Source organism: Myxococcus sp. AB025B, assembly GCF_006518215.1.
Lineage (GTDB): Bacteria > Myxococcota > Myxococcia > Myxococcales > Myxococcaceae > Myxococcus > Myxococcus fulvus.
Genome location: NZ_SRLW01000286.1, coordinates 1 through 12,504 on the forward strand (window position 1 = coordinate 1; position 12,504 = coordinate 12,504).

Annotated in this window: 12 protein-coding genes; 7 read left to right on the top strand and 5 right to left on the bottom strand. The window is 68.5% G+C overall.

Annotated features, from left to right (window positions below):
* The 5 genes from FL311_RS34045 to FL311_RS34065 form a co-directional block, all read left to right on the top strand.
* On the top strand, nt 1-435 hold a 435-nt coding region (locus FL311_RS34045; protein WP_228557272.1), incomplete at its 5' end, for a hypothetical protein.
* A gap of 93 nt (nt 436-528) precedes the next feature.
* Nucleotides 529-1,959 (top strand): pitrilysin family protein, encoded by a 1,431-nt coding sequence (locus tag FL311_RS34050; protein WP_141331862.1) that lies wholly within the window; start codon nt 529-531, stop codon nt 1,957-1,959.
* A gap of 11 nt (nt 1,960-1,970) precedes the next feature.
* On the top strand, nt 1,971-3,380 hold the full coding sequence (locus FL311_RS34055; protein ID WP_141331863.1) for a pitrilysin family protein: 1,410 nt from the start codon (nt 1,971-1,973) through the stop codon (nt 3,378-3,380).
* Nucleotides 3,381-3,526: 146 nt separating this feature from the next.
* Nucleotides 3,527-4,891: an AHH domain-containing protein gene (locus tag FL311_RS34060; protein ID WP_141331864.1), complete on the top strand. Its 1,365-nt coding sequence runs from the start codon at nt 3,527-3,529 to the stop codon at nt 4,889-4,891.
* Between the two features lie 15 nt (nt 4,892-4,906).
* On the top strand, nt 4,907-5,500 hold the full coding sequence (locus FL311_RS34065) for a DUF1629 domain-containing protein (RefSeq protein ID WP_141331865.1): 594 nt from the start codon (nt 4,907-4,909) through the stop codon (nt 5,498-5,500).
* A gap of 14 nt (nt 5,501-5,514) precedes the next feature.
* Here FL311_RS34065 and FL311_RS34070 read toward each other — a convergent pair whose 3' ends face one another.
* Nucleotides 5,515-7,704, bottom strand: coding sequence for a DPP IV N-terminal domain-containing protein (locus FL311_RS34070; protein WP_228557273.1), 2,190 nt, complete (start codon nt 7,702-7,704; stop codon nt 5,515-5,517).
* 180 nt (nt 7,705-7,884) lie between these two features.
* On the opposite strand from FL311_RS34070, the gene FL311_RS34075 reads away from it, so the two are divergent.
* Both FL311_RS34075 and FL311_RS34080 read left to right on the top strand, forming a co-directional pair.
* On the top strand, nt 7,885-8,418 hold the full coding sequence (locus FL311_RS34075) for an ureidoglycolate lyase (protein ID WP_141331867.1): 534 nt from the start codon (nt 7,885-7,887) through the stop codon (nt 8,416-8,418).
* A gap of 76 nt (nt 8,419-8,494) precedes the next feature.
* Nucleotides 8,495-10,150, top strand: a complete 1,656-nt coding sequence (locus FL311_RS34080) for an FAD-binding dehydrogenase (RefSeq protein WP_141331868.1) — start codon at nt 8,495-8,497, stop codon at nt 10,148-10,150.
* Between the two features lie 12 nt (nt 10,151-10,162).
* Here the strand turns inward: FL311_RS34080 and FL311_RS34085 are convergent, their stop codons facing one another.
* From FL311_RS34085 to FL311_RS34100, 4 genes are all read right to left on the bottom strand, one after another.
* Complete coding sequence (locus FL311_RS34085; protein WP_141331869.1) at nt 10,163-10,504, bottom strand: DUF2845 domain-containing protein; 342 nt, start codon at nt 10,502-10,504, stop codon at nt 10,163-10,165.
* A 75-nt stretch (nt 10,505-10,579) separates the two neighbouring features.
* Nucleotides 10,580-10,972, bottom strand: coding sequence for a hypothetical protein (locus FL311_RS34090; RefSeq protein WP_141331870.1), 393 nt, complete (start codon nt 10,970-10,972; stop codon nt 10,580-10,582).
* Nucleotides 10,969-11,955, bottom strand: coding sequence for a C2 family cysteine protease (locus tag FL311_RS34095; protein WP_141331871.1), 987 nt, complete (start codon nt 11,953-11,955; stop codon nt 10,969-10,971). The genes FL311_RS34090 and FL311_RS34095 overlap by 4 nt, the downstream gene beginning before the upstream one ends.
* 132 nt (nt 11,956-12,087) lie before the next feature.
* Nucleotides 12,088-12,378 carry a hypothetical protein gene (locus tag FL311_RS34100; protein WP_141331872.1) on the bottom strand — a complete coding sequence of 97 codons (291 nt, stop codon included), beginning with the start codon at nt 12,376-12,378 and terminating at the stop codon, nt 12,088-12,090.
* Nucleotides 12,379-12,504 lie beyond the last annotated feature (126 nt).

Consider the following 12,504-nt stretch of genomic DNA (forward strand, 5'->3'; position numbering starts at 1 on the left):
GGGCTTTTTTCTCCGGGCGAGGGGAAGACGGCCTTGGACGGCGTGTTGCTGCTGCTGCTGGCGGGCGTGTTCGTCGGGGTGGGGCGCTTCGCGTGGAAGAAGGGCATGGTGCCGTTCCGCGACGCACGGCGCAGGGAGCTGCTGTTTGGATTCGTCCGTGCACAGATGCGCATCCGCGAGAGCGACGTGGCCGGGCTCCTCAAGGTGTCGGAGCCCGAGGCGCGGGAGCTGCTCTCGAGGAGCATCGCCCGGCAGGAGGTGGACCTGGTCTACCTGTCGGAGTCGCGCGAGTACGTGCACCGGAGCGTCCTCGCCCACTCGCGGAGCGTGGCGCGCAGGTGCCCCGCTTGCGACGCGCCCGTGGGCGCCACGGGCGTGCTACCGGGGGACAAGCTGGTGTGCTCCTACTGTCAGTCCCCGTTCGTGGTGGCCTGAGCGGGTCGTCTCACCTGTCGGGGCAATCACGCCCCGCGCAGGCTCGTCGTGGCCTCGTCGTTTCGACGCATGGCCAGGTTCCAGGGAGGGTCGATGAAGAGAGTCCTCGGAGCGGTTACCGCCGCCGCGTTCCTCGGGTGCGCGGCGTCACGAGAAGCAGCACAGCCCACACCCCCGCCGCCCGCGCCCGAGCCGGCGCAGGTGGAGGCCGCCGCCCAGCCGCCGAAGCTGCAGGTGCCGGTGGAGTACTACAAGCTCGACAACGGCTTGAAGGTGGTGCTCTCGCGCGACACGACCGTGCCCAAGGCGGTGGTCGGCGTCTATTACAACATCGGCTTCCGCATCGAGCCGAGGAACCGCACGGGCTTCGCGCACCTGTTCGAGCACATGATGTTCCAGGGCTCGACGAACCTGGGGAAGATGGAGCTGGCGCGCCTCATCCAGAAGAACGGCGGCATGTTCAACGGCTCCACCCGGTTCGACTTCACGAACTACTTCGAAATCGTCCCGTCCAACACGCTGGAGACCATGCTGTGGGCCGAGGCCGACCGCATGCGCGGCCTGGAGGTGACGGAGGAGAACCTCAAGAACCAGCAGGGCGTGGTGGCCAACGAGGTGAAGGTCAACGTCCTCAACCGGCCGTATGGTGGCTTCCCGTGGCTGGACCTGCCGCAGGTGGCGAACACCAACTGGTACAACGCGCACAACTTCTACGGCGACCTGAAGGACCTGGAGGCCGCCACGCTCGAGGACGTGCGGGCGTTCTTCAAGACGTACTACGCGCCGAGCAACGCGGCGCTGGTGGTGGTGGGTGACTTCGAGCCCGAGCAGGTGAAGGGCTGGGTGCAGCAGTACTTCGGCCCGCTGCCCAAGGCGCCGGTGCCGCAATTGCCGGACATCTCCGAACCCCGCCAGGAGAAGGAGAAGCGGCACGACAAGAAGGACGCGCGAATCACCCGGCCGGCGTTCGCGGCGGGCTATCACATGCCGGCGGTGGGAACGCCGGAGTTCTACGCGATGGCGCTCATCGACGAAATCCTGCTGCAGGGCAGCGACAGCGCGCTCTACCAGCAGCTGGTGCAGAAGAAGGGCATCGCCGGCGAGCTGGCCGGCGGGGTGAACGAGCTGGGCAACCAGTGGAACTACAACGGGCCCATGCTGTGGACCGTCTACCTGTTCCACGACACCATCATCTCGCCGGAGACGATTGCCGGGGAGATTGACGGGGTGGTGGCGAAGCTGGTGGAGAAGCCGGTGGACGCCGAGACGCTGGCGCGGGCGCGGGTGAAGGCGCGCTCCCGGTTGTATACGCACGTGGAGGGCATGCTCGGCTTCGGACGCGCGGACCTGCTGGCCTCGTCCGCGCTGTTCTTCGACGACCCGGCGCGTATCAACCGGCTCGAGGACGAGCTGATGAAGGTGACGCCCGAGGTGATTCAGCGCACGGCCCGCGAGTACCTGCGCCCGACGAACCGCACGGTGCTGACGGTGTCGGCTTCCCCCCAGACGATGCTGGCTGACTGAGGACCGCGAACATGACCTTCCATTCCATTCGCAATCGTCTCGTCGCATCCTCGCTGTTGGTGTTCGGGCTGGTGGCCGGGCCGGTGGTCGCCGCGCCCGCCGCGAAGGAGGCTCCGCCGGCGCCCGCGGCGCCCAAGCCCTTCGATGTTCCCCAGCGCACGTCCTTCAAGCTCGACAACGGGCTGGAGGTCTCGTTGTTGCCGTATGGCGACATGCCGAAGGTGGCCATCCAGCTGGTGGTGGACACGGGCAACATCCATGAGAAGGCGGACGAGACCTGGCTGTTCGACCTCGCGGGCAAGCTGCTCAAGGAGGGCACGACGACGCGCTCCGCGGCGCAGGTGGCGCAGACGGCCGCCGAGCTGGGCGGGGAGCTGGAGGTGGGCACGCAGCAGGACCAGTCCCACGTGAGCCTCGAGGTGCTCTCCGAGTTCGCGCCGAAGGCGGTGACGCTGGTGGCGGACGTGGTCCAGAACCCGGCCTTCCCGGCGTCGGAGGTGGAGCGGCTGAAGGGGGACCTGATTCGCGAGCTGGCGGTGTTCCGGACGATGCCGCAGATGCTGGCCAACGAGGTGATGGCGAAGGCCCTCTACGGTGACCATCCGTACGGGCGCCAGCTGGCGACGGAGGAGCAGCTCCAGCGGTACACGCGGGAGCAGGTGGTGAAGCACTACGAGGCCAACGTGGGCGCGGCGCGCTCGCGGCTGTACGTGGTGGGGCGCTTCGAGCCCGCGGAGGTGGAGAAGGTGGTGCGCGAGGCGTTCGGTGGCTGGCGCGCGGGCCCCGCGCGGGTGAAGAACGTGCCGAAGCAGCAGGTGGCCAAGTCGGTGCAGTTCCTGGACCGGCCGGGCTCGGTGCAGTCCACGGTGCGGGTGGCGACGAAGGCGTTGCCGCCGACGAGCGAGGACGCCGTCACGCTGGAGGTGCTGAACACGATGCTGGGCGGGTACTTCAGCTCGCGCGTCACGTCGAACATCCGCGAGAAGAAGGGCTATGCGTACTCGCCGTACAGCGCGGTCTCCGAGCACGTGGAGGACGCGTACTGGGTGCAGAACGCGGATGTGACGACGGCGAACACGGGGGATTCGCTGAAGGAGATCCTCAAGGAGGTGGACACGCTGAGGAAGACGCCGCCGCCCGCGGAGGAGCTGCGCGACGTGCAGAACTACCTGGCGGGGGCGTTCCTGCTGGAGAACTCGTCGCGCATGGGGCTCATCTACAAGCTGCGCTACGTGGACCTGCACGGCCTGCCGGAGACGTACCTGAAGGACTACGTGAGCCGGGTGATGGCGGTGACGCCGGAGCAGGTGCGCGCCGTGGCGGCGAAGGTGCTCGCGCAGGACGCGATGACCATCGTCATCGTGGGCGACATGAAGGTGGTCAAGCCGCAGCTGAAGGTGCTGCCGCCGAAGCTGCGCTGATTCGAAGCGCCCGGGGGCGGAAGGCCATCGTGGGTCTTCCGCTTCCGGGGCAGCTTGGAGTCCTTGTCAGCTCTGTCTGGTAATGCTCGGCCTCGTGCCGACGATAGGCTCTCGTGAAAGAGGGCCTTTCGCCAGGAGGGCTCTCCATGCTGCCTCGTGCGTTGATGCTCCTGCTGCTCTTGATGTCGGTCGGATGCGGCAGCGCCACGAGAGTCGTGCGCCTGGATACGGGGCAGGGCAAACCCGTTGCCTTCACTCCGCACGTTGGCGACGTGCCGCGGGTGGAGCTGGACGACGACGACTTCGAGGAGGCCGTGGCGAAGCTGGGCGAGGACATATCCTTGTCTCCGCAGCCTCGGTCGGACGCGAGGTGGTTGTTCAGGTCCCCTGGTGATGAGGCTTATGCAGGTGTTCGGGGTCGTCTGGGGCTCGTGTCGATGGGCTCGGAACTGGACGCGGACGCTCGTGTCCTCTCACTGACAGAGGGGCAGGATTCCGAGCTCGCTCGTGCCTATGGCCGCTGGTGTGAGCGGACACAATCCACTCGAGACTGTCTGCACCTTCTCGAGGAGGGCCCTCATCTGGATGCGGAGGCCAGGCGCACCCTGGCGCTGCATTTCGCCATGGCCTCGGTCATGGAGGAGACCCAGGAGGCACTGGGGAAGATGGCGGACCCCATCGCCATCCGGAACACGCTGCTCACTGCCATGAGCGTGTACCTGGGACTCTGGTTGTTGCCCGAGCCGGTGAGCAAGGGCGTGGCCGCCACCTTGACGATGTGCCTCATCGCGTACCTGGGGGTGGACACCGTCTGGAGTCTGTTCGCGGGATGGCGGCAGCTCGCCGAGGACGTCGCGCATGCCACGACCTTCGAGGGCATCCGCACGGCTGGCGAGAAGTACGGCGAGGTCATGGGGGAGAACGCGGCGCGCGTCTTCGTCATGCTCGCGACGGCGGCCATCGGGAGCACGGCGGGGCTGGTGGTCAAGGCGCCAGGACTCCCTGGTTCGGTGCAAGCGGCGCGGCTCGCGGAGGTCCAGGCGGGCTTCAGGTTCGCGGCTGTTTCGGAAGTGGCCTCCGTGGCTGTCCCCATTGAAGGTGCGGTCACCATCGCGCTTGCTCCGGGGGCGTTGGCCATGGCGGCTGGGGGCGCGAGCCCTGTCGGCATGGCTCCCGCGGATGAAGCGGGACCGTGGCATCACATCGCCTCCGACAAGTTCAGCAAGTCCACCAACAATGGAGGGCCGTGGACGCCGAGGTACCAGGAGATCTTCGACCGTGCGGGCATGTCTCTCGACGATGCGGCGAATCAGGTTCGCATCCCGGGCCACAAGGGGCCGCATCCGCGCGAGTATCACGAGGAGGTCTACGAGCGGATGGACGAGGCAACATCGAGCTGCAAGAGCATCGAGCGTTGCAGGGAAGCGCTGACGAAGATCCTGGGGATGCTGGCGCGCGAGATTTCGAAAGAGGGGTCGAGGCTCAATCGGCTGGTGACCCGGGCTGAATGACGGAAGGATGGCCCCATGCCGAAGCGGTTCTACAAGCTGACCGATGATGTGTACCTCTCCGGCCGGTGGGAGCTGGGGCATCCGCTCGACCCGGAGGGCCGCAAGCTCGATGACCCGTGGCGGTTCCGGACGGGCCAGCGGGCTGTCCTGAACGAGCGCATCCGGATTCCCGTGAAGATGGATGGGACGCCACTCGATTACTCCCACGCGGCATTCAGCATCCCCGTCGTCCAAGCGAGGGTTGCCTCGCTCTTCACTGGGATTGCACCCGATGACGTTCAGCTGGTCCCCGTGGACGTCGACTCCCAGCCCGCGCGGCACTTCATCCTCAATGCCACCCGGTTGATGAAGTGCATCGACGATGCCGCATCCGAGGAGGTGCGGTACTGGACCCCCGAGGACGGGATGCCTGAAAAGGTGGGCACGTACTCCGCGGTGGCCGGGATGCGCGTCGACCCGGCGAAGACGGAGGGTGCCCACGTGTTCCGACCGTGGGGCTGGACCGTGGCGTTGATCGTCTCCGAGGAAATCAAGGTCGCCTTGGAGCGCGCGGGCATCACCGGCGTGAAGTTCACGGACGTCACCGGCCCCGATGTGACGGGTTGCTGAGGCAGTCCCGACGGCTACAGGTGCGCGCGGAAGTAGCGCGCCGTCTCCTCCCACAGGCGTTCGGCGAGCACGGGGTCGAACACCATGTGTCCCATGCCACTCAGGGGCAGCAGCTCATGGGGCTGGCCCGCGCGGAACAGCGCGTCCGACAGCTTGAGCGCCTGGAAGAAGAGGACGTTGTCGTCCGCCGTGCCGTGGACCACCAGCAGCTTGCCCATGGGCTTGCCCGCCTTCACGTGCGTGAGCAGCGAGGCCTGCTCATACGCCTGGGGCTGCTCGTCGGGCAGGCCGAAGAAGCGCTCCGTCAAATGTGAGTCGTAGTCGCGCCAGTCCGTCACCGAGGACACGGCCACCGCGGCCTTGAAGACATCCGGACGCGTGAGCACCGCCAGCGCGGACATGTAGCCGCCGTTGCTCGCGCCCGTGATTCCCACGCGACCCAGGTCCATCTCCGGCACCTCGGCCGCGAGCGCGCGCAGCGCGGCCACCTGCTCGTCGAGCACGCGGCGAGGCCAGTCGTACTTCGGCTTGCGCAGCTTCGCGTCCGCCGTGGGCGCCACGCCGCGCCCGTCGAGCTTCACCACGATGAAGCCCTGGTCCGCCAGCCACTGGTCCGTGAGGTGCTGCATCATGCTCTGGTACACCATCGCCATGCCGGGCCCGCCGTAGATGTCCACGATGACCGGCAGCTTCACCCCGGGCTTCGCGTCGCGAGGCCGCACCAGCGACGTGGGATAGCGCTCCTTGCCCACGTGCCGCACCTCGATGCGCGGCTGCAGCGCCGGCACCTTCGCCAGCGAGGGCAGCTCTCCCACCCGCGTGCCATCCGCCTTCAGCACCGTGGTGCTCTTCATCCGCCGCGGCCCCTCGGCGCTCAATGCCAGGAACCCGCCCCGCTTGGAGAGCTTCGCCTGCTCCAGCGCGGGACGCTCGCTCGTGACCCGCGTCGGCTTGCCTCCCGGGCTCAGCCGCCACACGTAGCGCTCCTCCGACGCGGTGCCGCCGGAGAAGTACACCGTGCCGTCCTGCTCGACGTAGCCCACCAGGTCGTAGAAGCCCGCGTCGGGCGGCACGAGCGAGCGCACGAGCTTGCCCGTGACATCGCGCAGCTCCAGCTCACCCGCCCCGTTGCGCTCGGTGTACCAGAGAAACCCGCTCCCATCCGCGAGCCAGTGGGGGAACGTCTGATGCAACGTGAGCCAGGCGTCGTCCTTCTCCACCAGCAGCGTGCGCGTGCTCCCCGTCCTCGGGTCCACCGCGAGCAGCAGCTCCTCCGTCTGCGCGCGGTTCTGCACCAGCACCGTCAGCTCCCCCTTCGCCGGCCAGCGCACCGTGGCGAGATAGGGATACTTCCGCGCATCCCACTGCACCCACGTCGTCTTGCCACCCGTGACGGGGATGATGCCCAGGCGCACCCGCGCGTTGGGCTTGCCCGCGCGTGGATAGGCGAGCCGCTGTGCCTCCCGCTCGGGATTCAGCGCGTCCGGGACGACAAGCTTCTCCACCCCGCTCGAGTCGGACTCCGTATAGGCCAGGGACTTGCCGTCCGGACTCCACCAGTAGCCGGTGAAGCGCATCATCTCCGCGGTGGCGATGAACTCCGGCGTCCCGTGGCTCTTGTCCTCCGTGCCGCCCTTCGTCACCGCGCGCTCGGTGTTCGTCGCGAGGTCCAGGCGATACACGTCGTGGCCCCGCACGTAGGCCACCTGCGTCGCGTCCGGCGAGAAGCGCACGTCCATCGCGCCCGCGCCCAGCTTCAGCTCCGTCACCTTCCCGGAGGCGCGCGCGACGACGTACTGCTTGCCCGACATCCCCACGAGCAGCTTCTCGCCGTCCTCGGACAATGCGTAGGAGCTCAGGCCTCGGGGGGAGGCGCGCACGGGCTCCAGCTTCGCCTTCGCCTCGGCGGTGAGGCTCTCCCGAGCGCGCTGGAGGAGGCTCTCCGCGGTGAGGTACTCCCGCGTCTGTCCCGTGGCGGTGTCGAACGCGTGGAGCGCGGTGGCTCGCGAGCCCTCCGCGGTGCGCAGGAAGAGGAGCGTCTGCTCGTCGGGCGTAAAGCTCGTGGACGAGGGCCGGCCGCTGTTGAAGTAGCGCGTCTCCACGAGCTGACGGATGAAGCTCTCCGTCTTCGGCGCCGACGCGAGGGGAGGCTGGGCGAGAACGGGCGTGCTCAGCAGGACCAGGGCGGTGAGGAGGGTTCGCATGGGGGTGTGGTCGGAGTCATCGGGATGATGACTCGCGAGGTGAAGAGACCATGTCATGGCGAGGTCGAGGCACCTGGAAGTGCCCCTCGGTGCGACAGGCAACGTGACGCGTCGAGGGGATGCCCGTTGACCATGACCGTTCCATGGCACGGAGAACGACGCGGCCTGTATGCTCATTCCATGCGTGAGCATCCAGACGGGCCCCGGGTCCTGGTCGCGCGGCGGCTGACCCCCGAGGGCTTCGCGCCCTACGGCGACGTGGTCAGCGCGGGGCTCGGACCCGGCGCGCTCGCGAACCAGGGCACCGCGGTGCGCTTCGACTGGTCCGCGCGACTGGAGAACGCTCGCGAGTCCGCCAAGCCCAACCTCGCGGTGTTCCGCTCGGTGGCGCGCTCCCTGCCGTTCACCGTGAAGCTGCTGGAGCACCACCCGTACTCCAGTCAGGTGTTCCTGCCCATGCGCTGCGAGCGCTACCTGGTGTGCGTCGCGCCGACGGCGCCCTCGGGGGGGCCGGACCTGGAGCGCCTGGAGGCGTTCATCTGCGGTCCCGGTGAGGGTGTGAACTATCACCGGGGCGTGTGGCATCACCCCATCGTCGCGCTCGATGCGCCCGCGGAGCTGGCCATGCTGGCGTGGGAAGACGGGAGCGAGGGCGACTGTGTGGTGCTGCACTTCGAGCCGCCCGCGCACGTCCAGGTGCGATTCGACGGCTGAGTCCTGACGTCGACGCGGACGGACGCGCGTGCTTTCCCTATCATCCGGGGCCTTCCTCGTGGGTTGGAGGCTCCGGATGGGACAGCAAGCGGACGTCATCGTCGTGGGCGCGGGGCTGGCGGGGCTGGTCGCCGCGACGGAGCTCGCCGACGCGGGCAAGCGCGTCATCGTCGTGGACCAGGAGGGCGAGCAGAACCTGGGAGGACAGGCGTTCTGGTCCTTCGGCGGTCTGTTCCTGGTGGACTCGCCCGAGCAGCGGCGCATGGGCATCCATGACTCGCACGCGCTCGCGCTCGAGGACTGGCTGGGCACCGCGGGCTTCGACCGTGAGGAGGACCACTGGCCCCGCAAGTGGGCCGAGGCCTTCGTCGACTTCGCCGCCGGCGAGATGCGCCCGTGGCTCTACAACCAGGGCCTGCGCTGGTTCCCCGTCGTCGGCTGGGCCGAGCGCGGTGGCTACGGCGCCGTGGGCCACGGCAACTCCGTGCCGCGCTTCCACGTCACGTGGGGCACCGGCCCCGGTGTGCTCGCGCCCTTCGTGCGGCGCGCCGAGGAGGCGCGCAAAAAGGGGACGCTCACGTTCCTGTTCCGTCACCGCGTGGACGCGCTGCTCACCGAGGGCGGCGCCGTGGTCGGCGTGCGGGGCATGACGTTGGTGCCCTCGGACGTGGAGCGCGGCGTGAAGAGCTCGCGCGACACGGTGGGCGACTTCGAGGTGCGCGCGTCCGCCGTCGTCGTCACCTCGGGCGGCATCGGCGGCAACCACGAGCTGGTGCGCAAGAGCTGGCCGTCGCGCCTGGGCCCCGCGCCCGCGTTCATGGTGCAGGGTGTCCCCGACCACGTCGACGGACGGATGATTGCCATCACCGAGTCCGCGGGCGGACGGGTCATCAACCGCGACCGCATGTGGCACTACACGGAGGGCTTGCGCAACTGGAACCCCATCTGGCCGCGCCACGGCATCCGCATCCTGCCGGGGCCCAGCTCGCTGTGGCTGGACGCCACGGGCAAGCGCCTGCCGCCGCCGCTGTACCCGGGCTTCGACACGCTGGGCACGCTGGAGCACATCCTGAAGACGGGGCACGACTACTCGTGGTTCGTGCTGAACCAGTCGATTCTGAAGAAGGAGTTCGCGCTCTCCGGCTCCGAGCAGAACCCGGACCTGACGGGCAAGGACTGGAAGGGCGTGCTCAACCGCGCCGTGGGCAAGAAGGCCATGGGCCCGGTGGAGGCGTTCAAGGAGCACGGCGCGGACTTCGTCGTCGCCGAGGACCTGCGCACGCTGGTGGCGAAGATGAACGAGAAGACCGACACGAAGCTGCTCGACTTCGCCACGGTGGAGCGCGAGGTGCTCGCGAGGGACAGGCAGCTGGACAACCCGTTCGGCAAGGACCTGCAGATCGCCGCCATCCGCCAGGCGCGCAACTACCGGGGAGACCAGCTGGTGCGCACCGCGAAGCTCCACCGGCTGCTGGACCCGAAGGCCGCGCCGCTCATCGGCGTGAAGCTGAACATCCTCACACGCAAGACGCTGGGCGGCTTCGAGACGGACCTGTCCAGCCGCGTGTTCGGCGCCGAGGGCAAGCTGGTGCCCGGGCTCTACGCCGCGGGCGAGGTGGCCGGGTTCGGCGGCGGCGGCGTGCACGGCTACCGCGCGCTCGAGGGCACCTTCCTGGGCGGGTGCATCTTCTCGGGACGCGCGGCGGGCAGGGCGCTGGCGGCGACGGTGTAGCGCGGGGGACTGCTACTTGCCGTAGACCGTGCTGCGCACGTCGGTCAGCTTGCCGTCGGTGAAGGTCACCACCTGCATGAGGCGGTTGGGGCCGAAGTTGTAGGTCCACTCTTCGACCTCGACGGTGACCGTCTTCGAGGTCGAGGACTCGTCCTTGCCCTCGCGCACCCGCTCCTTCGTGGAGGTGGACTCGGTGCGGCGCTGCTTGGACAGGGGCTCGCCGCACTTGATGACGGCGTCGGTGGTGGTGGCCCCATCGGAGATGAGGTTGTTGCCACAGCGCAGCGTGGCGGCGTCCGCGTGCAGGGGCAGCAGCAGACCAGCGAGAGCGAGCGGGGCGAGGACCAGACGCATGAGGGCTCCACGGGGGAATGAAGGTGGGCGTCCGACGCGCGGGCCCCCGGGTTATTCACGCTGTCTCCGGAAGACTCAGGGCGCGCGGAGCTTGAGCCGCAGGCGCTGGTCGTCTCCCCGGTCGATGACCTCGGAGATTTCCAGCACCGAGCCCGCGGCCTCCACCGTCTGCCCCGCGCGCACGCGCACGTGCTGCTGCGAGGGAGGCTGGAGGTTCGCGTCGAAGATGAACAGCGCGGCGGTGGGCTCGCGGGTGCCCGCGTCGGTGTCCTCGGGCCAGAAGTTGCCCGTGGCCAGGCTCAAGCGGGGTGTGACCTGGAGGGGCCCGTGGTTCTTCGTCAGGGTGATGACGCCGGGCGCCGCCTCGGAGGACGGCGCCACGGCGGGCGTCTCGCGGGCGCACCCGGTCAGCACCAGCCCGAGGGCCAGCGCCAGACCGGTGTAGCCGCGCGACGCCCGGGGACTCACTTGGTGGGGTTGCTGTTGGCGTACTGGAAGGACTCCTGGAACTCCTTCTCGGTCAGCACGATGTCCGGCGTGCCGGCGCCCCAGGGGTTGCGCAGCGTGACGGTGCCGGCCTTGGTGTCCACGCCGGTGATGAAGTACTCGTGGTCCGCCACCAGCGTGCCGTCCTTGTAGCGCGCGCCGTCGGTGCCGTCCGGCAGGTCGATGCCGAGGAACTTGATGTCGTCGTGCGTGCCCGCGGTGAGGGCCTCGCCGGCCTTGAGGCGCGCGTCCAGGTCGGCCAGCGTGGTGCTGTCGACGTCCAGGCTGCTGCTCTTCTTGCCGGTGATGGCCTCCATCGCCTTGGCGCTGTTGCCGTGGACGATTTCAGGGTAGCCGCCCTTCCACTGGGCATAGGCCTTCTCGACCAGGGCCGGCCACAGCTCCGCCTTGCCGTTCTCCTGTGGGGTGCCGGCGTAGGCCGGGTCACCGCTGGCGTTGAGGGGCAGGTCGGGGGTGACGGTGATGTTCACCGGCTTGCCCTTGTCCTGGAAGGTGACGGTGTAGTTGCCGGACGCGTCCGGGCCCTTGACCATGTTCTCGATGAGGGCCGGGTTGGCGCGGGCGATGGCGCCCATGGAGGTCATCAGGTAGCAGTCGCCAATCTGGCCCTGCTGCACGTCGTTCCAGTGGGCCTTGGTGCCGTCGGTGCCGGCCTCGAAGAGGCTGCCGTTCTTCACCGGGCCGTAGGTGACGTTGGTGTCGAGCGCCTTGGGGTCCTTGGTCTTCGGCGTCTCGGCGCCGCTGGCCTGGAAGGTCTGTCCGAGCGCGGCGGCGAACTGCTCGCGGCGGCTGGGAGGCAGCATCCCGTCCTGGCTGCGTCCGCTGGCCCACTCGGGCTTCGTCTCGCGGACCTCCTGCTTCTTCACCTCCGGACGCACCGCCTCGGTTTCCTTGCGGGTGGTCTGGGTGACGCGGGACCCTTCATTCCCAATCTTGAAGCTCATGAACGTACTCCCCCTCGATGCGACTGACTTTGAACTTGGGACCGCCGTCCCCCAAGGACGGTGGTGGATGTCTGGATTATCTCAACGGCACTGCCCCGAGTTGCGTGGGGCCCGCACTTGCGGTGCGGGGTGCTAGCGGACCTTGAGGTGGATGGCGGCTTCCTGGCCGTTCTCGCCGCGGACCTCGAGGATCTCCAGCTTCGCGCCGTCGACCTCGACGACCTGGGACGCGTGGACGCGCACGTGGTCCTGCTTGGAGGGGGAGGTGCGGGTGTCGATGATGAAGAGGCCCGCGGTGAGCTGCTTCTCGCGGCCGTTCACTTCCTCGGGCCAGAAGTTGCCGCTGGCCAGGCGCAGGTGCGGCTTCTGCGGGAGCACGAGGGGCCCCTGGCCCTTGATGAGTGTGATGGTGTCGGATGACATGCCTGTTTCCCCCTAGCGTCAGGACGTGCGGACCCAGGGAACGGGCCTCGCGTCAGATGTTCCCCGACGCTAGCACGGGGGCCTGTCCCTGGCGGGAGAGGCTTTGACTGGGAGTGTGGGATGGGG